Here is a 24908-nt window from a genome sequence, read left to right as displayed (position 1 = left end):
TCGAAAAATGGAAAATTAAAGGCCGACCGGATAGGAGCCGAGCAGCTTGAAGAAGGCGGCATTGTCCTGCAGTTCCGTCAATGCACGGTCGACTGCCTCGTTCTGGCGATGGCCCTCGACGTCGACATAGAAGTAATACTCCCAGGTGCCGGTACGGGCCGGGCGCGACTCGAAGCGCGTCATCGACACGCCGTGCTTCGCGAGCGGCGCCAGCAGATTGTAGACCGCGCCGGCCCGGTTCGGCACGGCCAGCACCAGCGAGGTGCGGTCCTGCCCGGACGGATTGGTGTGGTGCTGGCCGATGATGACGAAGCGCGTGCGGTTGTGCGGGTCGTCCTGGATGTGGGCCTGGATGACGCCCAGCTGGTATTGCTCACCCGCCATTTCGCTGGCGATCGCGGCGACGCCCGCATCGCGGCTGGCCAGCACGGCCGCTTCCGCATTCGAGGCGACGGCGCGGCGCTCGATGTCCGGGTGATGCAGGTTGAGCCAGACCTGGCACTGGGCCAGCGCCTGCGAATGGGCGCAGATCAGCTTGACGCCGTCCATGCTGCCGTTCTTGCTCATCAGGCTGTGGTGGACCGGGATCGACACTTCGCCGCTGATAATGGTGGTCGTTGCCAGCATCAGGTCGAGGGTGCGGTTGACGGCCCCTTCCGAGGAATTTTCCACCGGCACCACGCCGAAGTCGGCAGTGCCGGCCTCGGCGGCGCGGAACACCTCGTCGATCGAGGCACAGGGCAAGCCTTCGACGGCGCTGCCGAACTGCTGGTAGACGGCCTGCTCGCTGAAGGTACCGGCCGGGCCCAGGTAGGCGACCGTCACCCGCTTTTCCAGGGCGCGGCAGGCCGACATGACTTCGCGGAAAATGGTCTGGACGTCGTGGTCCCTCAGGGGCCCGTCATTGCGCTCGGCCACGCCGCGCAGCACCTGCGCTTCGCGCTCGGGGCGGAACACGGGGGCGGAGGTCTCGGCCTTGACGTGGCCCACTTCCTGGGCCAGGCGCCCGCGCCGGCTCAGCAGCTCGAGGATTTGCGCGTCGATCGCGTCGATCTGCTGGCGCAGGGGTGTCAGTTTGTCGTTCATGGTTGTGCTGATTGAAGGCTGCTGTTTGTTGGTGTTTGCGTGCGGTGATCGTTAACCGATGCGACCTCGCGACCGTAGGGTGGGCTCCGCCCACGCGGTATCATCGCCCGATCTGTTGCGGCTCATCCGTGAACGCGACCTCGGAGATCAACGCTTCGGCACTTGACGCGACGTGGTCCGCAACGGTACGACCGCGTGGGCGGAGCCCACCCTACGATTCGTGGCATGCCTACACCGTGGTCATCGGGAGCTCCCTACCGCCCCGCAAACTCATTCAAATAATCGACCAGGGCCTGCACCCTTCGATCGGCATCGCATTGTAGATCGATGCCCGCATGCCTCCGACGGACTTGTGGCCCTTCAGCGATCGTAGGGTGGGCTCTGCCCACGCGGTATCACCGCATGATCTATTGCGGCTTATCCGCGACAATCGTTCACGATGATCGAACTGTGGAATGCTGACCACGGTGGGGTCCGCAACGGTACGACCGCGTGGGCGGAGCCCACCCTACGATTCGTGGCATGCCCACACCGTGGTCATCGGGAGCTCCCTACCGCCCCGCAAACTCATTCAAATAATCGACCAGGGCCTGCACCCCTTCGATCGGCATCGCATTGTAGATCGATGCCCGCATGCCTCCGACGGACTTGTGGCCCTTCAGTTGCAGCAGCCCGCGCGCCTTCGCGCCGGCCAGGAATTGCTCATTCAGTGATTCGTCGCGCAAATAGAACGGGATATTCATGCGCGAGCGGCATGATTTCTCCACCCGGTTCTGGTAAAAGTCGTCCGCATCGAGCGCGTCGTAGAGCAGCCGCGCCTTCTCGATATTACGCGCTTCCACGGCTGCCACGCCACCCTGGCGCTTCAGGTGGGCAAATACCAACCCGGCAATATAGATCGCATAGGTCGGCGGCGTGTTGAACATCGATTCGTGCTCGGCCACGTTCTTCCAGTGGAAAGCCGAGGGGCAGATCGGCAGCGCACCGTCCAGCAGATCATCGCGCACGATCACCAGGGTCAGGCCGGCCGGGCCGATATTTTTTTGTGCGCCGGCGAAAATGACGCCATAACGCGACACATCGATTTGCCGCGACAGGATGTGGGAAGACATGTCCGCCACCAGCGGCACGCCGGGCGGCGGCTCGGGGACGAAGTCGAATTCGACGCCGTCGATGGTTTCGTTGGTGCAGACATGCAGGTAGGCGGCGTTCGTGCTCAGCTGCCAGCTATCCTGGCGCGGCACGGTGGTAAAACCGCCCGCCTCGCTCGAGGCGGCGACGTTCACCCGGGCGTAGCGCGCCGCCTCCCTGATCGACTTGCCCGACCAGGAACCGGTGTGGACGAAGTCGATCACGGCGGGGGCATTTGCCCCGCCCTGCACACGGCCGAGCAAATTCATCGGGATGATGGCATTCTCGCCCAGCCCGCCGCCCTGCATGAACAGGATCCGGTAGTTGCCCGGGACGGCCAGCAGTTCGCGCAGGTCGGCTTCCGCCCGCTGGTAGATCGAGATGAACTCGGGCCCGCGGTGGCTCATTTCCATCACCGACATGCCGCTGCCGTGCCAGTCGAGCATCTCGGCGGCGGCCTGGCGCAGCACTTCCTTGGGGAGCACGGCCGGGCCGGCGGAGAAATTGAATACCTGGGTCATGTGGTCCTCTCGATGGTGCTTACTGGTTCTGCGATTCCCGCACGGCATGAGCGAACGACGGCAGGCCGGCAAAGGCGGACGCGGCGCTCACGGCAAGGAGGATCCTGTTCATTCGTGATGTCGGTAAGGGTTCGAACAAGCCGAGGCGGCTCAGCCAAAGCAAGGACAAAAAAAAGGCCACTCGCGCAGGAGTGGCCTTACCAGGCTTATTCCGGCGCCGCTTCGAGCTCGACCTCTTCCAGGTCGGTCTCGACGATGCGTTGCAGGCCCGACAGCTTGGTGCCGTCTTCCACGGCGATCAGGGTCACGCCCTGGGTCGCGCGGCCCATCTCGCGAATCTCGGATACGCGGGTGCGGATCAGCACGCCGCCGGTCGTGATCAGCATGATCTCGTCCAGCGCATCGACCAGGGTCGCGGCGACGACTTTACCGTTGCGCTCGGACTGCTGGATCGCGATCATGCCCTTGGTGCCGCGGCCGTGGCGGGTGTACTCGGTGATCGGGGTACGCTTGCCGAAGCCGTTCTCGGTTGCGGTCAGCACCGACTGCTGCTCGTTCTCGGCCACCAAGAGGGCGATGACCTGCTGGCCCTCTTCCAGGTTCATGCCGCGCACGCCGCGCGCGGTACGGCCCATCGGGCGCACGTCGTTCTCGTCGAAGCGCACGGCCTTGCCGCCGTCCGAGAACAGCATCACGTCGTGCTCGCCGTCGGTCAGCGCGGCGCCGATCAGGAAGTCGCCCTCGTCGAGGTCGACCGCGATGATGCCGGCCTTGCGCGGGTTGCTGAAATCCTTCAGCGGCGTCTTCTTCACGGTACCCAGCGAAGTGGCCATGAACACGTAATGGTCTTCCGGGAAGGTGCGGTTCTCGCCCGACAGCGGCAGGATGACCGTGATCTTCTCGTTGTCCTGCAGCGGGAACATGTTCACGATTGGTTTACCGCGCGAGTTGCGCGAGCCCTGCGGCACTTCCCACACCTTCAGCCAGTACATGCGGCCGCGGTTACTGAAGCACAGCATGTAGTCGTGGGTGTTGGCGATGAAGAGCTGGTCGATCCAGTCTTCGTCCTTCGTCGCCATCGCCTGCTTGCCGCGGCCGCCGCGCTTCTGCGCGCGGTATTCGGCAATCGGCTGCGACTTCATGTAGCCGGTATGCGAGAGCGTCACCACCATGTCCTGCGGCGTGATCAGGTCTTCGGTGTCGAGGTCGCTGGCGTTGTGTTCGATGGCCGAGCGGCGTGCATCCTTGCCGTTCTCGGTGTAGTCGTTCTTGATCTGCGCCATCTCGTCGCTGATGATGGTCGTGACGCGCTCCGGACGCGACAGGATGTCGAGCAGGTCGGCGATGTGCGACATCACTTCCTTGTACTCGTTGACGATCTTGTCCTGCTCCAGGCCGGTCAGGCGCTGCAGGCGCATCTGCAGGATTTCCTGGGCCTGCTCGTCCGACAGCTTGTACAGGCCATCGGTCTGCATGCCGTAGTGCTTCGGCAGGTGCTCCGGACGGAAAGCCTCGATGCCGCCGATCGTGCTGCCCTCGGCGGTACGCAGCAGCATTTCGCGCACCAGGGACGAATCCCAGGCGCGCTGCATGAGCTCGACCTTCGCGATCGGCGGCGTCGGCGCGGCCTTGATGATGGCGATGAAGTCGTCGATGTTGGCCAGTGCAACAGCCAGGCCTTCGAGCATGTGGCCGCGCTCGCGCGCCTTGCGCAGCTCGAACACGGTGCGGCGCGTGACCACTTCGCGGCGGTGCGACAGGAAGCATTCCAGCATCTGCTTCAGGTTCAGCAGCTTCGGCTGGCCGTTGACCAGCGCCACCATGTTCATGCCGAAGGTGTCCTGCAGCTGGGTCTGCTTGTACAGGTTGTTCAGCACCACTTCCGGCACTTCGCCGCGTTTCAGTTCGATGACGACGCGCATGCCCGATTTGTCGGACTCGTCGCGGATGTCGGAGATGCCTTCGAGCTTCTTGTCGCGCACGTTTTCGGCGATACGCTCGAGCAAGGACTTTTTATTTACCTGGTACGGCAGCTCGTCGATGATGATCGCGATGCGGCCGCCATCCTTGCCATACTCTTCGAAGTGGGTCTTGGCGCGCATCACCACGCGGCCGCGGCCGGTGCGGTAACCGTCGCGCACGCCCGAGACGCCATAGATGATGCCGGCGGTCGGGAAGTCCGGTGCCGGGATCAGCTCGATCAATTCGTCGATGCTGCATTCCGGGTTGCGCAGCAGGTGCTGGGCGCCGTTGATGACTTCCGACAGGTTGTGCGGCGGGATATTGGTAGCCATGCCGACTGCGATGCCCGAGGAACCATTGATCAGCAGGTTGGGGATCCTGGTCGGCAGGACCGTCGGTTCCTTTTCCTTGCCGTCGTAGTTCGGCTGGAAGTCGACCGTGTCCTTGTCGATGTCGGCCAGGAGCTCCTGGGCAATCTTGTCGAGGCGGCACTCGGTATACCGCATGGCCGCCGCGCTGTCGCCGTCGATCGAGCCGAAGTTGCCCTGACCGTCGACCAGGGTGTAGCGCAGCGAGAAGTCCTGCGCCATGCGCACCAGCGTGTCGTAGATCGACGCATCGCCGTGCGGGTGGAACTTACCCATGGTTTCGCCGACCACACGCGCGCACTTCAGGTACGGGCGGTTCCACACGTTGTTCATTTCCTGCATCGCGAACAATACGCGGCGATGCACCGGCTTCAGGCCGTCACGTGCGTCCGGAAGCGCGCGGCCCACGATCACGCTCATCGCGTAATCGAGGTAGCTCTTGCGCATCTCTTCTTCGAGAGAAATGTTGACTGTTTCTTTTGCGAATTGATCCATTGGGCGGGTCGACTGCTTTCAGGCTAATGGTTATGAGTTCCAACGGATGATTCTACCATGCACGCCTATATAAGGCATGCATTCCGGGCAGTTCTGCCAACCCTGGGCCAACCGCACAATTGTTGATTTGACACATGCTTGTCATAAACCTTCGTCAAGCTAGCGTGTGTTGTTGAGCACGTTGTTGCGCAGAAACAACGTGACCGATCCCCGGCACTGCCATTGCGTCACGCCCCGTCGTGCGGATATGGCGTATGTGGCAAAATGGTCGAGAAGTTAATTGCATGTTTCACAATGCGAAACAGACAAGGCAACCGAGCTGTTAATATTCTGCCTACGTCCCTGCGAACCAGCAAAGTTTCGCAACGGAAAGATATAAAACCGAAAGGAAAGAAAAATATGAAGAAGATTGCAACCCTCATGCTCGCAGCTTCGGCAGCGATGGCTGGCAGTGCCTTTGCCCAAAGCGCACCGCCGTACGCACCGCTGACGACCGACATCCAGGCGAACAAGCCGTACAGCGCGTACGTCCAGGACAGCCGCGGCGTGATCGCGCGCGATCCTTTCGGACTGTGCTGGCGTACCGGCTACTGGACCCCGGCCGACGCGGTCCCTGGCTGCGACGCGCCGCTGTGCGTCCCGCCTGAAAAACTCGAGAACGGCAAGTGCGTCGCACCACCTCCGCCACCGCCGGCCGTCGAAGCCCCTGCTCCGGCACCCGCCCCGGCACCGGCACCGGTCCCGACCTCGGAAAAAGTGAGCTACTCCGCCGACGCCTTCTTCGACTTCGACAAGGCTGTGCTCAAGCCTGAAGGCAAGGGGGCGCTCGACGAGCTGACCTCGAAGCTGGGCGACATGAACCTGGAAGTCATCATCGCCGTCGGCCACACCGACTCGATCGGCACCGATGCCTACAACCAGAAGCTGTCGATCCGCCGCGCCGAAGCCGTCAAGGCTTACCTGCAGGGCAAGGGCGTCGATGCGAACCGTATCTACACCGAAGGCAAGGGCGAGAAGCAGCCGGTCGCCGACAACAAGTCGTCGTCGGGCCGTGCCAAGAACCGCCGCGTCGAAATCGAAGTGGTCGGTACCCGCACCCGCCAGCAGCAGTAAGCACGCAGCAGGCCTGGCCTGCTGTCCATGAACCCCGCCGCGGCGGGGTTTTTTTTCGCCTTTGCACCGGGCTGCCCGAATTTGTCGCCTCGCGTTCGTCGCAGCCCGGTATTTCCCGCTATTATTCCGACCTATGAATACGAACGCCGATCCTCTCGAAATCAACAAATTCAGCGAACTGGCCCACCGTTGGTGGGACCCGACTTCCGAGTTCCGCCCGCTCCACGAAATCAATCCGCTGCGCCTGGAATGGATCAACGCACGCGCGCCGCTGGCGGGCAAGAACGTGATCGACATCGGCTGCGGCGGCGGCGTGCTCTCCGAATCGATGGCGAAGAAGGGGGCGAAAGTCACCGGTATCGACCTGTCGAAGAAGGCGCTGAAAGTGGCCGACCTGCACAGCCTGGAGTCGGGCGTGGAGGTGCGCTACAAGATGATCGCGGCCGAAGACATGGCGCTTGACGAAGCCGGCCAGTATGACGTCGTCACCTGCATGGAAATGCTCGAGCACGTGCCGGATCCGGGTTCGATCGTGCGTGCTGCGGCCGCGCTGGCGAAACCGGGCGGCAAGCTGTTCTTCTCGACGATCAACCGCAACCCGAAGGCCTACCTGCTGGCCGTGATCGGCGCCGAATACGTACTGCGCATGCTGCCGCGCGGCACCCATGACTACGCCAAGTTCCTGACCCCGGCGGAACTGTCGCAATTCATGCGCCAGGCTGGCCTGCAGGTCGACGGCATGAAGGGCCTGACCTACAACCCGCTGACCAAAATTTACTCGCTCAACAACGACACCGATGTGAACTACATGGTGGCCTGCACCAAACCGCTGGCGTAATCAATCCTCAAGCAACCGCTCCACGCCTTCCCGCTTATCTTCCTGTGCAACCGATGACCTCCCCTGCCCCGACCCTGGCACCGCGCGCCGTCCTGTTCGACCTCGACGGCACCCTGGCCGACACCGCCCCCGACCTGGCCGCCGCCGTCAACTGGCTGCGCACCGAGCGCGGCCTGGCCCCCGCCCTACGACGTGCTGCGCCCCACAGCCTCGGCCGGCGCGCGCGGCATGATCGGCGCCGCCTTCGGCCTGGCCCCGGGCGACGAGGGCTACGAGGAGCTGCGCCTGGCGTGGTTCGACCGCTACCGGGCACACATGGCGGTCGAGAGCACGCTGTTCGACGGCGTCGCCGCACTGCTGCGGGGCATCGAGGAAGCCGGCATGGCCTGGGGCGTGGTCACCAACAAGCCGGCGCGTTTCACCGACCCGCTGCTGCCGCAAATCGGCCTGGACCACGCGGGCTGCGTGGTCTCGGGCGACACCATGCCGCATGCCAAGCCGCACCCGGCACCGCTGCTGGAAGGCGCGCGCCGCCTGAACATCGCGCCCGAACATTGCTGGTATGTCGGCGACGACTTGCGCGACATCGAAGCGGGCCAGTCCGCCGGCATGGTGACGGTAGCCTGCGGCTGGGGCTATTGCGGCAATATCGAGCCGACGACCTGGGGCGCCGATTTCCTCTGCCAGACGCCGCTCGACTTGCTCGCGCTGCTGCGTTCGCTGGGTACGACCGCCAAGTCGACCGTATCGGTGGCTTGAGCTGGCGCCCTGCTTGCCCACTTACAACTGATTACGACTGATACGGGTTGGTGTCTACCGTGTAACCGGCGCGATCGGTAATCTACCTCCATCGACAACGCAACACTGATGGAGCAGACCATGAACACCACGCAAAACGCTACCCGCATTCATCCCCTGATGGCCGCCGCAGCCGTGTCGGTGATCGTCGTCAGCCTGACGGGCGCTGCCGCCATCACCGGCATGCTGCCGAGCTCGCGCAGCGCCCCGGAACAGCAAGCCGCCCTGGCCCCGACCGCTGCCATGCCGCTCGCCGCAGGCCAGCTGCAGGCTGCCGCGCCGGCCCAGCTCGCTGCGGCACCGGTAGCGCAATACGCCGACGCACCTGCCCCGCTGGTCGTCAGCGCTGCGCCAGGCACCACCACCTACGTGCAGACCGCCAACGCAGCGGCGCCGGTCGTGGTCGTGAAGCAGGAGCCGGCCCCGTCGTGAAGCGCACCGTGGTCCGCACCGAAGCCGCGCGTCATCGAGCATCACACGACCAAGGTCGTGCACGTCCAGGAACCGAGCTACCGTCCGGCCCCGGCACCGGCCCCGATCGCTCCCGCCCCGGCTCCGGCCCAGCCGAACTATGTCGGCATCGGCACCGGTGCGGTCATCGGCGGCCTGATCGGCAACCAGATCGGCGGCGGCAAGGGCAAGAAACTGGCGACCCTCGCCGGCATCATCGGCGGTGGCTATATCGGCAACAAGGTCGCCAACCACAACAGCCAGGGTCAGTAAGGAAAGTTCGGGCACCGCGAATGGACTGCCGCGGTGCCCCTGCTCCGTTCAGTCATGGACCAGGCGCCGCTTGTTGCATCGACGGCACAGGTTTGCAACAGAACCTCAGGCTACGGGGCATGTACCCATCACACGGCTTCGCAGCACTGCACACCGTCCACGATTGGAGTACAATGGAGTTTCGTTGGGGGCGACCTGGTTTCGACGTGGGTTGCAAAGCAGCGCAGGGCATACCGAGGACTGGTTACCTCGTAAATACATCCAGAAATCAATAACTGCAAACGATAACTCGTACGCACTCGCAGCTTAATTGCTGCTAGCTCTACACTACCTCGCCTCTGGGGTGGGCCGCAAGGCAAGTAGAGTCATTTACAGAGGCTAGGACTCAACCGGGTTACTTGGTTGCTTCCGAAATTTAAGGTAACTCGCTTGTACAAAGGGTGCACATCCCCGTTGTCCAAGTTAAATTAAAAGATAGTGCTAAGTATGTAGAACTGTCTGTAGAGTGCTTGCGGACGCGGGTTCGATTCCCGCCGCCTCCACCAACGCACACAAAAACAAACCCCCGCTGGCGCAAGCCAGCGGGGGTTTGTTTTTGTGTGCGTGGCGTTCGGACGTCAGGAATCGACTCCGCGGACGGCACGGACGCGGGGCGAGCAGGGGTTTCGGGGCGCGCAAGCGACGAGCCTGCGCGCGACCTTGCGCCTCCGGACGCAAGGGGCTCTCCGATTCGCCCGACTAAGGGAAATCGCGCAGCGATTTCTTGCCTTCCGCCTCCTGCCTACCGTTCCGCAAAGGCAGAGCTCGTGTCCAAATGTCAGACCTGACCCCACTCGACCAAAAGCAGAGCTCGTGTCCAAATGTCAGACCTGACCCCACTCGACCTAAATGTCAGACCTGACCCCACTCGACCAAAAGCAGAGCTCGTGTCCAAATGTCAGACCTGACCCCACTCGACCTTTGACCCCACTCGACCTTGCGCAGCGATGGCTTCCCCTCCGCTCCCGCCCGAACAGCCGGAGCCCTGGCCTTTCGAGCTCCCGCCAGTCAACCTGCGAGCAGAACATTGCCCTCCTGGCACAACTGTCTCCACCCCGTTCAATAAATCGGAAATCAGGCTGCAACTTCCCGCACTCCGCAACACTTCAAGCCCATCCCCTTCCTAGCCAGGCAAATCTCCCCAAAGCTTGCCCCCGCCCCCCATCAATTCTCACGAATTGTTTCGATTACCCAGCCCTCAACGCCGTACATACAAAATCAAGACGCAACATCATCCAGCACCCACATAAACCAGAAACGCCCTCCCCGCTCCAGTAAATACATCAAATAAGACGCCGACGAAAAGGATGACACGAATCCGCCCCGACCTTTAAAATGCGCCCACTTCGACGGATAAAAGAAATGAAATTAATCATACAAATACCGTGCTTCAATGAAGCGCAGACACTTGCGGTCACCCTGGCAGCCCTGCCGACCGCGGTTCCTGGTTTCAGCAGCGTCGAATGGCTGATAATCGACGACGGCAGCCTGGACAATACGGTCGAGGTCGCCAAGCAGCATGGCGTGCATCACGTCGTCCGCCACGCCGGCAACAAGGGGCTAGCCACGGCCTTCATGACCGGCCTGGAAGCATGCCTGCGCCTGGGTGCCGATGTCATTGTCAATACAGATGCAGATAATCAATATAATGCGGACGATATTCCCGCATTAACGGCACCGATACTGCGCAACGAAGCAGAGATCGTCGTTGGCGCACGGCCTATTGCTACCATCGAGCATTTCTCTCCCGTAAAAAAACTGTTGCAGAAGCTCGGCAGCTGGGTGGTCCGCATGGCGAGCAAAACGGCCATTCCCGACGCGCCGAGCGGCTTTCGCGCGATCAGCCGTCCCGCGGCCCAGCGCCTGATGGTTTTCAGCGACTATACCTACACGCTGGAAACGATTATCCAGGCGGGCCAGAAAAACATTGCCATTACTTCCGTCCCAATCCGCGTCAACGGCGACCTGCGCCCCTCGCGCCTGGTCAAAAGCATTCCCTCGTATATCAAGCGCAGCATTTTCACGATTGCACGCATTTTCGTCATTTACCGGCCTTTCAGCTTTTTTGGAACGATTGGCGCCGTTCTCTTCAGTTTCGGCTTCCTGATCGGCTTGCGCTTCCTGTGGCATTACGTGCAGGGCGACGGCGGTGGCCACGTCCAATCCCTGATCCTGGCTTCGGTCCTGCTGGGCATGGGTTTCCAGACCTTGCTCGTGGCCTTCGTGGCCGACCTGTTGGCAGCGAACCGCAAGCTGCTCGAGGATATCCGCTTCAAGACCGCGAATATCGCGCCGGCCGCCGCTGTCAAACCCGTGGCGGATGAGCATGCGGCCGAGCGCAGTGTCCAGTAGACAAGACGGAAGCGACTCATGAATATCAAGATTGCAGGCGGAGCGACGGAAGATGGCATCGTCATCGGCAACACGTACGACAAATACGGCTCGAAGAACCCGATCGTCAAATGGATGATGAACGGGTTCGATACGGCCCTGTCCGAGCTCGTCACCCGCGCAGCCCCCCGCTCGATCCACGAAGTCGGCTGTGGCGAAGGCTATTGGGTCCTGCGCTGGAACGAGGGGGGAATCCCGGCTAGGGGATGTGACTTCTCGACGGCCGTGATCGACATCGCACGCGAAAACGCCGGGCAGCGCGCCCTGCAGCCGGGCCTGTTCGAAGCGCGCAGCATCTATGATCTCGAGGCCGCGCGCGACGCTGCCGACCTGGTGGTGTGCTGTGAAGTGCTCGAGCATCTCGAGGATCCGGAAGCCGGCCTCAGGGCCCTGCAAAGCGTCACGGTGCGGCACCTGATCCTCAGCGTGCCGCGCGAGCCGCTGTGGTGTGCCCTCAACCTGGCGCGCGGCAAGTACATCAGAGACTGGGGTAACACGCCAGGCCACCTCCAGCACTGGTCGCGCAAGGGCTTCATCAGCCTGGTGTCGAGCTACTTCGACATTGTTGAAACGAGAAGTCCACTGCCGTGGACGATGCTGCTTTGCCGTCCGCGCAACTGACGATGTCGCCCGCCCTGCGCCGGGGCCTGCACTGGTTCGGCGGCGCACTGGCCCTCGTGGGCATCGCGTTTGTCGGCCTGCGCCTGGATGCCTACTGGCGCGATCTGGCCTTTTCCGCCATCACCCCGGGCGGCTGGTGCGTGATGGCCCTGCTCGCCTTCGTGTATGGCGCAGCCAATATTCTGCTTGCCTTGGCGTGGTGGCACTTGCTACGCCACTTAGAGGCCGTGGCAAGCCGCACTGGGGCCATCCGCATCTACGGCTTGTCGCAGCTGGCGAAGTATGTGCCAGGAAATATCTTCCACCTGGCTGGACGGCAGGCACTGGGCATGGCGGCCGGCATTGCACCGGTGCCGCTGGCCAAGTCCATCGGGTGGGAGCTGGGCTCCATCGCCATTGCCGGGGCGCTGTCCGGCCCGCTGGTGCTGCCGCTGATCCTGCCCGGTTTCCCGGTGGCCGCCGGTGTCGCGCTCGCCCTGCTCGCGGCTGCCCTGCTCGCCGTCCCGGTGGGCCGGCTCGGTGGGCCCCAGGCGCGCCTGGCATTGCTGTGGCAAACCCTGTTCCTGCTCGTTTCCGCCGCGGTGTTCGTGAGCTTGCTCGGGGCCGTTGCTGGTGGCGCGGGACTGAAGACGGGCTACTGGCTGCCGGTGGGCAGCGCCTATGTCTTTGCCTGGCTGGTTGGCCTGGTCACGCCGGGGGCACCGGCCGGCGTCGGCGTGCGCGAAATGCTCCTGCTGTTCCTGTTGCACGGACTCGTCTCGGAGGAACAGCTGCTGCTTGCCGTTCTCCTTGGACGCATGGTCACGGTGGTCGGCGACGTATTGTTTTTTGCGGCAGCGACCGTCTTTTTTCCTACACAGACAGCATCCGGAAGCGAACATGTCTGAAAAAACATCCGCAACACCGAAGGAGCTGCTCCTTGTCGCCATCGCGGTGGCTGTCGTACTCTTGCTGCACGGAGCGGTGCCTTTCCTGATGACGCCGACGCTGGGCCAGGCCGTATGGACCACGGGTTTCTCGCAATCGTTCGCGAACGGGTCCCTGTTCGACATTCACACGCATGCGTTCGGGATTCCCCGGCCTGCCGCCATCGCCTTCGGGCTTGCCGGCGCCTGGCCCGCGGGCCTGCTGATCCGGCTCGGCCTGCATCCCGCCGACGCCTACGCCGGCATGGTTGCAGCCTGGCTGGGCCTGGCCATGTTTTCCGCCTATCGCGTCGCGCGCCTGTTCGGCGCAGGACGGCCGCTTGCGCTGCCCGGAGCGGTTGCATGGATGAGCATGCCGATCGTGTGGGCGCATGCCGGGTACAGCATGTTGTCCCTGGGGATCGCCTTGTTGCCGTTCTATTTCATGGCGGCCATCAGGCTGTTCATGCTCGCGCCGGGGTCGCGGCGCATCGGCGCGGCGGATGCGGCGCTGTATTGCGCCGCTGCCGTGCTCTCCGTGTTCATGGATGGCTACACCTTCATGATGTTCGCCTGCGGTGCCAGCATGTTCCTGCTGTATGCGTTCCTTGTGCGCCCCGAGGCCAGGCGCACGCTGGCGTGCTTCGCCGTTCCAGTCCACGTCGCCAGCTTCGGCTTGGCCTACCTGCTCTTTTCCGCGTATATCGGCAAGTCGCATTTCGAAGCCCAGCAGCTCGATTTCTTCCGGGCCTGGGGGCTGGACCTGTCGTTTGCCGCCATTCCCACGAGAGGCCTGCTGTGGCTGCCGGACCTGCTCGGCTGGAGCGTGGAGCGCAGCGACGCGCGCTATTTCGGCGACGACTCGGTCTGGCGCACCACGTTCGCGCTCCCGCTCCTGCTCGTCGCCCTGGCCGCGTGGTGGCGTGGTCGCCAGAAGGGATTCGCGACGGCCGCCGTGCTGGTCGCGGCCTTCGGCTTCTACATGGCGCTCGGGCCCGCATTGAAAATCAACGCCACCAAACCGGTGGCGGGGCACGCCGCCCCGTCCGGCCGGGCGCTGACGGCACCGCCACCAATCGGGCTCGTCCCGACCGGCAATGCCCTGGATCTCCGAGACGCTGCCAGGCTTCAATGTCATGCGCGCTTCCTACCGCTGGTCGGCCCTCGGCATCTTCGCGCTATGGCTCCTCGTCATGGTCCGGATCGGCGGCAGGGGCGGGCAGGACACGCGCCCGTGGCTGGCCGCGCTGCTCCTGATCATCCTGTTCAACCTGCCCGACCTGCGCGCGCAGTGGCGCCAGGGCGTGGACAACCGGACCATGTTCAAGCAGATCGACCAGGATCTCGTGGCCAGCCTGCGTCGGCACATCCGGCCGGCCGAAACGGTCATGTTCCTCCCATGGAATAACGACTTCATGGCGAACTACCTGGCACCGCGCGCCAACTTCCGTACTTTCAATATCGGCGGCGACAAGAACCTGGCCGCAGCCCTGCCGGGCTGGCCGGCGGCCATGCAAGGCCTCAACGGCGACCTCGATGCGGGCGCGGCCCCTGTCCTCCAGAACATCCTGGTCGACGGCACGACGGACGTGATCGTTCTTCCGTATGTCCACATGCTGTGGTCGCCCCATCTGTGGCCCTGTCCCGACCGGACCATCGCGCATGAGACCCAGAAGTCGCCTTTTCGCACCGTCCCGGGCTTTAGCTGTCCGGGGGAGCGGCGTGCGCAACTGCTGCCCCTCGTTCACGCCTTGCGCGCCCTGCCTTACCTCGAGGTCGAGGACACCGAGTACTACGCCACAATCCGATTGCGTCCGCAGTTCCAGGGCAGCGCAGCGCGCACGGCCTTGCTGCGCGCGATCTACGACGCCATTCCCTATCCGCTTGTCCTGGGGTCGGCGTTCAGGAACGCTCCGCTCGTGCTCAAGAGCGGTTGGCACGGCCTGGAGGCGCAGCATGTCTGGTCGCAGGCGGCCGCGACCTTGCAGCTGCCGCGTCCGACAGCATGTACGGCGAAGGGGTGCGAAGCGACGCTGCATTTCGCCGTCTTTGGTGCCAGCCCGGCACGTCCGGTGGCCGTCGTGGTCGCCACCGGGGACCGCGGCCGACCATGGAGCCGGAAGCTGGTGGCCAGCTCGGGTGAATCGATGCAGGTCAAGCTTCCTGTGCCCGCGGGGGATGCCCTGCTCCAGGAAGTGTCGATCTCCATACCGGATGCGATGTCGCCGCAGGCATTGCAGGGCATCCCGGACCCGCGCGTCCTTGGCATCGCGCTCCAGCGCATCGATCTCACCAGCCAATGAAGCACGACCCAGAAGAGGAATATTCGCGTAATGGAGTACAGAAACGCATGAAAATCGCGATAGCAGGCACGGGATATGTCGGATTGTCGAATGGCGTGTTGCTGTCTCAACAGCATCAGGTGGTTGCGCTCGACATCGTTCCCGAGAAGGTGGAAGCGCTCAACCGCAAGGAAGCGCCCTTTGAAGACAAGGAACTCAGCTGGTACCTGCAGCACGAGAAGCTGGACTTCAAGGCCACCCTCGACAAGCGCGAAGCCTACGAAGGTGCGGACTACGTCATCATCGCCACCCCCACCGATTACGACGCCGAGACCGGTACTTTCGACACGCGCTCCATCGAAGCGGTGATTCGCGACGTCAAGGCCATCAATCCGCGCGCAACCATGGTGATCAAGTCGACGGTCCCGGTAGGCTATACCGCCAAGACCCGGGTGCTGCTGGAAACGGACAACCTGATCTTCTCCCCCGAGTTCCTGAGGGAAGGCACGGCCCTGTACGACAACCTGCATCCGTCGCGCATCGTGGTCGGCGAACGCTCGGCGCGCGCTGAAACCTTCGCACACCTGCTGCGCGAGGGGGCGCTCAAGAAGGACGTACCGATATTATTGACAGGCAGCACCGAAGCGGAGGCGATCAAGCTCTTTGCCAACACCTACCTGGCCATGCGCGTGTCCTACTTCAACGAGCTCGACACCTACGCCGCCACCCATGGGCTGGACAGCCGCCAGATCATCGAGGGGGTCGGTCTCGACAGCCGCATCGGCACCCATTACAACAATCCCAGCTTCGGCTATGGCGGCTATTGCCTGCCGAAAGACACGAAGCAGCTGCTGGCCAACTACGAAGACGTGCCGCAAAACCTGATTCGCGCCATCGTCGACGCCAACACGACGCGCCAGGAATTCATTGTCGACAGCATCCTGCGCCGCAAGCCCGGCGTCGTCGGCGTCTACCGCCTCATCATGAAGGCAGGCTCGGACAATTTCCGCGCCTCCAGCATCCAGGGCATCATGTCGCGCATCCGGAACAAGGGGATCGACGTGATCATCCATGAGCCCATGCTGTCCGCGGCCGAGTTCCACGGCTGCCGCGTCGTCTCCGATCTCGACAGGTTCAAGCGCGAGGCCGACGTCATTCTCTGCAACCGCATGACCGGCGTGCTCGACGATGTCGTCGACAAGGTCTATACGCGCGATCTGTTCGGTAGCGACCTTTGACGCCGCGGCGCGCGCCGGGCCTGCCGGCGCAGGCGCTCCGTCTGCGTGCATGCCGAGTTAAACTTCCGCCATTGCTCATTTTCAGGACACACACATGGACTTCGAAGCCGCCAAATCCCTCTGCCGTACTTTTCCCGGCGTCACGGAAGACACGAAATGGGACAACGACCTCGTCTTTTCAGTCGGCGGCAAGATGTTCGCAGTGACCAACCTGGGCGAAGCGACGGGCATCAGCTTCAAGGTCGACGACGATCGCTTCCTGGAACTGACCGACCGGCCGGGCATCATTCCGGCGCCCTACCTGGCGCGGGCGAAATGGGTGTATGTGGAAGACAGGGATGCGCTGGGCGACGAGGAAGCGGCGGCCCTGCTGCGCAGGTCGTATGAGCTGGTGTTCGGGAAGCTGACGAAGAAGCTGCAGCGGGAGATTGGCGGGGGCTGAGCCCGCTCGGCCCCTCATGCGCACGAGGACAGGCGGCGGTTGCCGTTTCCGGGATCCGCATGGGCCCGGGGCGCCCATCCTACGAACCCCGCCATGCGGGAGAATGGAAGCGGCGCCGATCCCGCGTGCCAGTGATGATGACTCATGCCATCATCACTGCCCTCCCTACGACGACGGGCCAATGTCCGCCGCCTGCGGATCCACCTTCAGCGCCTTGAGCAGCGCATCGTTGAACGCCGGGATATCGTCCGGCTTGCGGCTGGTGATCAGCTTTTCGTCGATGACGACTTCCTGGTCGACCCATTCCGCGCCAGCGCGCTTCATGTCGTCCTGGATCTCGGGCCAGCTCGTCAGGTTCTTCGACTCGGCAATGCCGGCGTCGATCAGCGTCCACGGGGCGTGGCAGATGGCGGCGATCGGCTTGTCCTCGGCGTAGAAATCGCGGATGAAGGCGATCGATTCCGGGCTCTTGCGCAAGGCCAGGGGGTTCTGTTCGCCGCCCGGCAGCAGCAGCGCGTCGAAGTCGCCGGGCCGCGCGTCGTTGATGTGCATTTCGACCGGGAAGGTGTCGCCCTTGTCGTCGTGGTGCATGCCCTGCACCGCTTCGCCGACGGCTTTCGGCGAGATCAGGATCACCTGGGCACCATGCTGCTCGAGGAAATTGCGCGGCCCCGTGTACTCGACCTGCTCGACGCCGTCCGTCATCAGCACCGCTACCTTCTTGCCGTGCAGCGCTCCATTACCGCTCTGTTCCATGTGACCTCCTCGAAATTGGTAAATGTGAATCATCTGGCACCGATTCTAGGAGGACAGCGGCGCGCACGGCGCGCGCTTCAGGCAAGCCGTGCCCGCACCGGCAGACGCGAAACAGCCTGCACGCTTCCCGGCCGTGCGCATGGCAGGCGCTACGCCGCCCGCGGGTTGAACGCCAGGTCGCGCGCCATGGCCTGGTAGAGCGCACGCGCCTTGTCGTTATTGGCGGGCGGCAGCACCACGTCCAGCACCGGGTAGAGGTCGCCCGGCACCTTGCCCGGCAGGCCGCGGCCCTTCAGGCGAAGCTTGCGTCCGCTTTGCGAGCCCGCCGGCACCGTGACCTCGACCGTGCCGCCTGGCGTCGGCACGGACACGCTGCCGCCCAGCGCCGCCTCCCGGGGCGTGACCGGCACCGCCTGGTGCACGTGGACGCCGTCGATGCGGTAGCGCGGGTCGGGCGCGAACCGGATCTCGAGGTAGAGGTCGCCCGGCGCGGCGCCGCCATGTCCCTCGTGGCCCTGCCCAGCCAAGCGCAGCTGCTGGCCCGGCGTCACGCCTTTCGGAATCGTCACGGTGAGCTTTTTTCCTGCACGGCGGCGCGTCCCGGCCCCATGCGGCGCGGCACCTGGAGGCTCACCGTGCGCGTGGCGCCGCGGTAGGCGTCCTGCAGGTCGATCGTGATCGTCGCGTGGATGTCGTCGCCGCGCATCTCGAAGCCATGGCCGCGGCGCGGCCGTCCGGCCTGGGCAAACAGGTCGGCAAAGAAATCGTCGGCACCCACGCCGCCGAAGTCGAAGCCTTCCCAGCCTGGCGGCGGGCGGAAGTCGCCGCCGGCATGCCCGTCCGTGCCCAGCATGTCGTAGGCAGCACGCTTGTCGGGGTCGCCCAGTACCCCGTAAGCCTCGTTGAGTTCCTTGGTTTTCCTGTCCGCGTCCTCATGCTTGCTGACATCGGGGTGGTACTTGCGCACCAGCTTGCGGTACGCCTTCTTGATGTCGTCCGCGGACGCGCCCCTGTCGACGCCAAGGGTCTGGTAATAGTCCTTGTATTCCACAGTGCACTCCCGGAATGGTGAGAAGTCGGTGCAGCGCGGCGCCCTTCCGGGCCACGCTGCGGTCCCTCCATAAATGGGGACAGTGCGTCCGAAAACAATGTTTTGCCTCTGCGCCGGGGCGAGCAGCGCACGCAAGCCGCTCTCCGCCACGGCCTTATCAGTTAGACAGTAAAATCGGGCTTTCGACCGCCGTGCACCCCATGACTTCCACCGCCACGCTCAGCCCGCCTTCCTCTCCCGTCCGCGCGGAGATCGCCACGCTCTGGAAACTGTCCTGGCCGATGCTGGTCGGCCAGCTGGCCACCGTCGGCATGGGCGTGGCCGACGTGGCGATGACGGGCCACGTCAGCGCGGCCGAACTGGCGGCGGTGTCGCTGGGCACCTCGGTATGGTCGATCGTGCTGGTCACCGTCATGGGCACGATGATGTCGATCAATACCGTGGTCGCGCACGAGATCGGCGGCGCCCGCTACGACAAGATTCCGCATTCGGTGCGCCAGTCCTTGTGGAAGGGACTCTTCATCGGCCTGGTCGCCCTGCTGGCGGCGAATCTGTGCACCCTGCTGTTCGACCACATCGGCCTGGAGCAGGCCGTGGCCGACCGCGCTTCCCTCTTCCTGCACGTGATCAGCGTCGGCATGCCGGCCTTTGCCTGCTACCGCGCACTCTACGGCTACACGACCAGCATCAACCAGACCAAGCCGATCATGATCATCGCCATCCTCGGCCTGCTCTTCAACGTGGCCAGCAACTGGCTGCTGGTCTACGGCAACTGGGGCTTCCCGCGCATGGGGGCGGTCGGCTGCGCGGTGTCCACCGCCGTGGGCATGTACGGCATGCTGTTTGCCATGCTGGCCTGGATCAGGTTCTCGCCGGCCTACCGCATGACCTATCCGTTCACGGGCTGGGAAGGGCCGGACTGGCAGGAAATCCGCGAGATGCTGCGCCTGGGCATCCCGATCGGCATCACCTATTTTGCCGAGGTCAGCGCCTTCGGCCTGATCAGCCTGCTGGTGGCGCGTTTCGGCGTGGTGCAGGTGTCGGCGCACCAGATCGCGCTGAACTTCGCCTCGCTCGTGTTCATGGTGCCGCTCAGCTTCGGCATTGGCCTGCTCACGCGCGTCGGCCAGGCGATGGGCGAAGGCAATCCGGTACGGGCGCGCTTCGTCGCCTGGGTGGGTGTCGCCATGTCGGTCGCGTTCGGCGTGCTGTCGGCGGCCTGCATCGCCCTGTTCCGCTGGGAGATCGCACGCGCCTACACGTCGGATCCGGCGGTGCAGGAAGCGTGCGTGCACCTGCTGTTGTTCGCCGCCCTGTTCCAGCTGTCGGACGCCACCCAGGTGGCCACCGCCTCGGCGATCCGCGGCTACCAGGTCACGCGCCCGCCGATGATCATCCAGCTGGTCGCCTTCTGGGGCTTCTCGCTGCCGCTCGGCTATATCCTCGGCATCGCGCCTGGCTGGTTCGCCGGTTCTCCTGCCGCGCCGATGGAATCGACCGGTTTCTGGATCGGCCTCGTGCTGGGCCTGACGATTGCCGCCGTGCTGCTGACCTGGTCGTTCGACCGCCTGTCGCGCCAGAAGATACGCGCGGCCGGCTGACCCGCTCCCCGGGGCTGCGTCGCCGGTGCATTCATCACCGGTGTGTACTGCGCGGTATGTACTGCTTTTAGAGGGCGACTCTGGTATCGTCTCGTCCGTTGCATATAGCTAACTTCCTACGAGACAATCAATGCGCCTTCTCCTCTGCCTCCTGGCCGTGCTCGCGGCTGCGCCCGCTTCCGCGGAACGCCTGACCCTCGACCGCATCCATGGCGAACCCTCGCTTGCCGGCCCCGGCGTCAAAAACGTCAAGGTGTCGCCCGACGGCGAACGCGTGACTTTCCTGCGCGGCCGGCAGGACAACCAGTTCCAGCAGGACCTGTGGGAATACAACATGAAGGACAAGACCACGCGCCTGCTGGTCGACTCCAGGAAGCTCGTTCCCAACGAGAACCTGTCGCTCGAGGAAAAGGCACGCCGCGAACGCGCGCGTACGGCCGGGCTGTCGGGCATCATTACTTATAGCTGGGCACCGAGCGGCAAGCAGCTGCTGGTGCCGATCGCCGGCGACCTGTACCTGGTGGACGTGGCGACACCGGACGCGGCACGCAAGGTTGCTTCCGGCAATGTGCTGGACGCGAAGATTTCGCCGCGCGGCCGCTACGTTTCGTTCGTGCGTGACCAGAACCTGGTCGTGGTCGACCTGAAGAGCGGTGCCGAGCGCCAGCTCACGAACGATGGCAAGGGCACCGTGCACAACGCCGAAGCGGAGTTCGTGGCCCAGGAAGAAATGGACCAGACCACCGGCTACTACTGGGCGCCGGACGATTCCGCAATCGCCTATAAACGCTACGACGAAGCGCCGGTGCCGGTGGCACGCCGCTTCGAAATCTTCGCCGACCGTACCGAAGTGATCGACCAGCACTACCCTGCCGCGGGCGACCCGAACGTGCTGGTCGACCTCTTCATCGTGTCGCCGGAAACCGGCGTGTCGCGCAAGGTGGACCTGGGCCCCGAAAAGGACATCTACCTGGTGCGCGCCGACTGGAGCGCGGATGCGAAGACCCTGGCCTACCAGCGCCAGACGCGCGACCAGAAGCGCCTGGACCTGGTCGGCGTGGATGCCGCCACGCTGGCGCAGCGTCCGCTGCTCACCGAGACCTCGAAGACCTGGGTCAGCATTCACGACGACCTGCGCTTCCTGAAGAAACGCAATGCCTTTATCTGGGCCTCCGAACGTAGCGGCCGCAACCATCTCTATCTGTACGACCTGAACGGCAAGCTGCTGCACCCGATCTCGCGCGGCGAATGGGGCATCGACGGCGTGCTCGCCGTGGACGAGAACGCCGGCAAGGTGTACGTCGCCTCGAACCGCGACGCCGTCATCGACAAGCAGACCTATGCGCTGGCGCTCGATGGCAGCACGGCCAGCAAGCCTGCGCGCGTCACCCAGGGCGACGGCTGGCACGGGTCGGCATTCGCAAGCAACGGCAAGATTTTCGTCGACACCTACTCGAATCCGGACACCCCGCCGCAGATTTCCATCCGCCGCGCCGATGGCGCCATGGTGCAATGGCTCGAGCATAACGAGCTGAACGCAAGCCACCCGTACGCGAAGTACCTGCCCGACCACCTGCCCACCGAATTCGGCACCATCAAGGCGCACGATGGCCAGACGCTGCATTACTCGATGATCAAGCCGGCCGGTTTCGATGCGACGAAGAAGTATCCGGTCTTCCTCTTCACCTATGGCGGCCCGCATTCGCAGCGCGTGACCCGGACCTGGGGCAATTACTTCAACCAGTACATGGCGCAGCAGGGCTTCGTGGTGTTCACGCTGGACAACCGCGGTTCGAGCCGCCGCGAACGCGCCTTTACCGATGTCATCTATAACAACCTGGGCAAATATGAAGTCGAGGACCAGCTGACCGGCGTCGACTGGCTGGCGCAGCAGAGCTTTGTCGATCCGAAGCGCGTCGGCGTGTTCGGCTGGAGCTATGGCGGCTTCATGACCCTGCGCCTGCTCGCTGCCGCATCCGACAAGATCGCGATGGGCGTGTCGGTGGCGCCGGTGACCGACTGGTCGCTGTACGACACCCACTACACCGAGCAGTTCGTCGGCGCCACGCCGAAGTCGGACCCGGACGCCTACGCCCGTAGCGGCGTGTTCGCCCACCTCGATGGCTTGAAGTCGCCGCTGCTGCTGGTGCATGGCATGGCCGACGACAATGTGCTGTTCACCAACAGCACGCGCCTGATCGACGAACTGGTGAAACGCAACGTGCAGTTCGAGCTGATGACCTATCCGGGCGCCAAGCACGGCATCTCGGGACGCACCAGCCAGCGCCACGTGTATGGGCTGATCGAAAACTTCTTCAAGAAAAACCTGGGCGGCACGACACCGCGCTGACCTGGCATCGACAGGCGACTCTGGAAGCGCTGTTTGCCTTCCGGACTATCCGGGCCGGCACGCCAACATGGCTTGCCGGCCTTTTTTGTCTTTTTAGCTCGATAGTTGCCGGGCATTACACAAAATTTCTGACAACTCAACAAAAAGTCAACGGCCTTTGTTGCGAAATAGGGACACTATCAAAATTTTTTTTGTAGTTGCATTTGCCCGCAAATGCACTTCCTTTCCTATGAGAATTGTGAACTATGTGTCCTGGCGTTAGCAATCCACCTTGAAATATATCCACACGGAATTAATTCCTCGCGGTATTCTGCATGTTCCTGATCTACAGACACGCTCAAACGAGCGGGCACACACAAGGAAGATTCAACATGCAAGCCATCCGTATCAGCGCTACCCGCATCACCCTGGCCGCCTCCGCCCTCGTCCTGGGCGCCGCAATCGCGGCCCCGGCTTCGGCAGCCATTCTCAGCGTCGGCGCAGGCAAGACTTACGCGACCCCATGCAAGGCATTTGCCGCCGCACAGACCGGCGACACCATTGAAATCCAGGCCGCCACCTATTCGGGCGACGTCTGCGCCATCTACAAGAGCAACCTGACCATCCGCGGCGTGAACGGCCGTCCGAAGATCGATGCCGCCGGCAAGAACGCTCTCGGCAAGGGCACCTGGATCGTCGTCGGCAGCAACATCGTCATCGACAATGTCGAGATGGTTGGCGCGAAGGTCGTCGACAAGAACGGCGCCGCCCTGCGCCTGGAAGGCACCAACTTCACGCTGCGTAACTCGTTCCTGCACGATAACGAAAACGGCATCCTGAGCGGCGTCAACACCGCCAGCACCGTCACGCTGGAGCGCAACGAGTTCGGCCACAACGGCTACGGCGACGGCTACAGCCACAACATCTACATCGGCAAAGTGGCGAAGCTGACCTTCCGCTACAACTATTCGCACGATGCCAATGTCGGCCACAACCTGAAGACGCGCGCGCTGTACAACACCATCGCGTACAACCGCTTCTCGAGCCTGCGTACCGGCGAAACCGGCACGACCGCTTCGGGCCGTCCGAGCTACGAGATCAACGTGCCGAACGGCGGCACCACCTATATCACCGGCAACGTGATCATGCAGCCGACCGGCGGCAACAACCCGATCCTGGTGTCCTACGGTGAAGAAGGCGTGGGCGACCGCAAGACCGACCTGTACGTGGTGAACAATACCTTCGTGAACGACGACAGCACCCGTGGCACCTTCGTCGTGGTCAGCAAGAACGTGACCACGCCGGCCAAGCTGATCAACAACCTGTTCAGCGGCTACGGCAGCATCACCAACCAGGCGACGGCGGTCAAGACGACCAACTTCCAGTCGCTGGCACCGAGCTTCGTCAACCGCGCCGCCTACGACCTGCGCGTGACCGATAACCTGCAAATCGTCAACGCAGGCTCGACACCAGGCAACTCGGCGGGCGGCCTGTCGCTGAAGGCAACGTCGAGCTACAAGCACACCGCTTCGTACACGACCCGCAGCACGCTGGGCGGCAAGATCGACATCGGCGCCTTCGAAGTGCAGTAAGCCCGGGCACGCTGCCTTCGCAAGGCGGCAGCGGTACGCTCGTAAAGAAACGGCCCCGGCGCATCACGCGCCGGGGCCGTTTTTTCGTCAGGGCGCCGCTTGGAGCAGCTTAGAGCCTATCCCGGTAGTCCGGGGAAAGCTGGTGGCGATGCATGGCAAGCGCGGGCAAGGCGCGAGGAGGCCGCATGGCTGGCCATGCAACGACGAGCAACGCAGCACGCGTTTGTCAGGCGCGCCAGCAGCGACTCCGGACTACCGGGATAGGCTCTTAGTTGGTGGCGTCGCGCAGGGATTCCTTGGCGTCGCCGTATTTCTCCTGGGTCTTGCCTTCGACCTGGTTCTTCAGTCACTTGACCTGCTGCTCGGGGTTGCCGACCAGCTTGCCGGCTTCTTCCTGAATCTTGCCGCCGATGTCTTGCAGTTTGCCTTCGACCTGGTCCTTGTTCATGATGATCTCCTTGCGTGGCAGGCGCGGTCGGATGACAGCGCGACGAGGCCAGAATACGCCCCCGTACCGCCGCGTTCCGTGCGTGTCTTCACATAGCTCTGCAATACCGCGGGCGCGCGCCGGCAGCTCATCCATGCGGCGACGGCGCGTGACAAATGGTAGTCTTTGCTTATCAATT

At 63.5% G+C, this 24908-nt stretch carries 17 protein-coding genes, 1 other RNA gene and 4 pseudogenes; 15 read left to right on the top strand and 7 right to left on the bottom strand.

Features of this window, described 5'->3' with window-relative positions:
- Positions 1-15: 15 nt before the first annotated feature.
- From pheA to gyrA, 4 genes and pseudogenes are all read right to left on the bottom strand, one after another.
- Positions 16-1086, bottom strand: coding sequence for a prephenate dehydratase (gene pheA / locus G4G31_RS11165; RefSeq protein WP_182991472.1), 1071 nt, complete (start codon positions 1084-1086; stop codon positions 16-18).
- Between the two features lie 254 nt (positions 1087-1340).
- Positions 1341-1450, bottom strand: a pseudogene (locus G4G31_RS25770) (3-phosphoserine/phosphohydroxythreonine transaminase); the annotation flags it as partial.
- A 187-nt stretch (positions 1451-1637) separates the two neighbouring features.
- Positions 1638-2738 (bottom strand): 3-phosphoserine/phosphohydroxythreonine transaminase, encoded by a 1101-nt coding sequence (serC, locus tag G4G31_RS11160; RefSeq protein WP_182991471.1) that lies wholly within the window; start codon positions 2736-2738, stop codon positions 1638-1640.
- A 206-nt stretch (positions 2739-2944) separates the two neighbouring features.
- Positions 2945-5563: a DNA gyrase subunit A gene (gyrA, locus tag G4G31_RS11155; protein ID WP_182991470.1), complete on the bottom strand. Its 2619-nt coding sequence runs from the start codon at positions 5561-5563 to the stop codon at positions 2945-2947.
- A gap of 399 nt (positions 5564-5962) precedes the next feature.
- Between gyrA and ompA the strand changes: the two genes are divergently transcribed.
- The 12 genes and pseudogenes from ompA to G4G31_RS11100 all read left to right on the top strand — a co-directional run bounded on the left by ompA (position 5963) and on the right by G4G31_RS11100 (position 16953).
- Positions 5963-6676 (top strand): outer membrane protein OmpA, encoded by a 714-nt coding sequence (gene ompA / locus G4G31_RS11150; protein WP_182991469.1) that lies wholly within the window; start codon positions 5963-5965, stop codon positions 6674-6676.
- Positions 6677-6809: 133 nt separating this feature from the next.
- Positions 6810-7514, top strand: coding sequence for a bifunctional 2-polyprenyl-6-hydroxyphenol methylase/3-demethylubiquinol 3-O-methyltransferase UbiG (gene ubiG, locus G4G31_RS11145; RefSeq protein WP_182991468.1), 705 nt, complete (start codon positions 6810-6812; stop codon positions 7512-7514).
- A 53-nt stretch (positions 7515-7567) separates the two neighbouring features.
- Positions 7568-8273 (top strand): annotated as a pseudogene (locus G4G31_RS11140) (HAD family hydrolase).
- Positions 8274-8393: 120 nt separating this feature from the next.
- Positions 8394-8744, top strand: coding sequence for a hypothetical protein (locus G4G31_RS28250; RefSeq protein WP_308622159.1), 351 nt, complete (start codon positions 8394-8396; stop codon positions 8742-8744).
- 57 nt (positions 8745-8801) lie between these two features.
- Entirely contained in the window at positions 8802-9035 is a 234-nt protein-coding gene (locus tag G4G31_RS28245; protein ID WP_308622158.1) for a glycine zipper 2TM domain-containing protein, read from the top strand.
- A 186-nt stretch (positions 9036-9221) separates the two neighbouring features.
- Positions 9222-9580, top strand: a transfer-messenger RNA (tmRNA) gene (gene ssrA / locus G4G31_RS11130).
- Positions 9581-10436: 856 nt separating this feature from the next.
- Complete coding sequence (locus tag G4G31_RS11125; RefSeq protein WP_182991467.1) at positions 10437-11426, top strand: glycosyltransferase family 2 protein; 990 nt, start codon at positions 10437-10439, stop codon at positions 11424-11426.
- Positions 11427-11444: 18 nt separating this feature from the next.
- Positions 11445-12086, top strand: coding sequence for a bifunctional 2-polyprenyl-6-hydroxyphenol methylase/3-demethylubiquinol 3-O-methyltransferase UbiG (locus G4G31_RS11120; protein WP_202033735.1), 642 nt, complete (start codon positions 11445-11447; stop codon positions 12084-12086).
- Positions 12053-12973: a hypothetical protein gene (locus G4G31_RS11115; RefSeq protein ID WP_182991466.1), complete on the top strand. Its 921-nt coding sequence runs from the start codon at positions 12053-12055 to the stop codon at positions 12971-12973. Before G4G31_RS11120 ends, G4G31_RS11115 begins: the two co-directional genes overlap by 34 nt.
- An 88-nt stretch (positions 12974-13061) precedes the next feature.
- Positions 13062-14399, top strand: a complete 1338-nt coding sequence (locus G4G31_RS11110) for a hypothetical protein (RefSeq protein WP_182991465.1) — start codon at positions 13062-13064, stop codon at positions 14397-14399.
- A gap of 942 nt (positions 14400-15341) precedes the next feature.
- On the top strand, positions 15342-16511 hold the full coding sequence (locus tag G4G31_RS11105) for a nucleotide sugar dehydrogenase (RefSeq protein ID WP_182991464.1): 1170 nt from the start codon (positions 15342-15344) through the stop codon (positions 16509-16511).
- Between the two features lie 94 nt (positions 16512-16605).
- Positions 16606-16953 carry an MmcQ/YjbR family DNA-binding protein gene (locus tag G4G31_RS11100; protein ID WP_182991463.1) on the top strand — a complete coding sequence of 116 codons (348 nt, stop codon included), beginning with the start codon at positions 16606-16608 and terminating at the stop codon, positions 16951-16953.
- Positions 16954-17118: 165 nt separating this feature from the next.
- On the opposite strand, the gene G4G31_RS11095 is transcribed toward G4G31_RS11100, so the two are convergent.
- Positions 17119-17709 carry a type 1 glutamine amidotransferase domain-containing protein gene (locus G4G31_RS11095; RefSeq protein WP_182991462.1) on the bottom strand — a complete coding sequence of 197 codons (591 nt, stop codon included), beginning with the start codon at positions 17707-17709 and terminating at the stop codon, positions 17119-17121.
- Positions 17710-17858: 149 nt separating this feature from the next.
- Positions 17859-18760 (bottom strand): annotated as a pseudogene (locus G4G31_RS11090) (DnaJ C-terminal domain-containing protein).
- Between the two features lie 200 nt (positions 18761-18960).
- Here G4G31_RS11090 and G4G31_RS11085 point away from each other — a divergent pair.
- From G4G31_RS11085 to G4G31_RS11075, 3 genes are all read left to right on the top strand, one after another.
- Entirely contained in the window at positions 18961-20361 is a 1401-nt protein-coding gene (locus G4G31_RS11085) for an MATE family efflux transporter (RefSeq protein ID WP_182991461.1), read from the top strand.
- A gap of 130 nt (positions 20362-20491) precedes the next feature.
- Positions 20492-22711: a S9 family peptidase gene (locus tag G4G31_RS11080; protein WP_182991460.1), complete on the top strand. Its 2220-nt coding sequence runs from the start codon at positions 20492-20494 to the stop codon at positions 22709-22711.
- A gap of 371 nt (positions 22712-23082) precedes the next feature.
- Positions 23083-24282, top strand: coding sequence for a hypothetical protein (locus G4G31_RS11075; protein ID WP_229425520.1), 1200 nt, complete (start codon positions 23083-23085; stop codon positions 24280-24282).
- A gap of 268 nt (positions 24283-24550) precedes the next feature.
- Here G4G31_RS11075 and G4G31_RS11070 read toward each other — a convergent pair.
- Positions 24551-24730, bottom strand: a pseudogene (locus tag G4G31_RS11070) (CsbD family protein).
- Between the last annotated feature and the right edge of the window lie 178 nt (positions 24731-24908).

Source organism: Massilia sp. Se16.2.3 (genome assembly GCF_014171595.1).
Classification (GTDB): Bacteria; Pseudomonadota; Gammaproteobacteria; order Burkholderiales; family Burkholderiaceae_D; genus Telluria.
The sequence above is the reverse complement of the archived record's forward strand: the minus strand, read 5'-3'. Positions and strand labels throughout refer to the sequence as shown.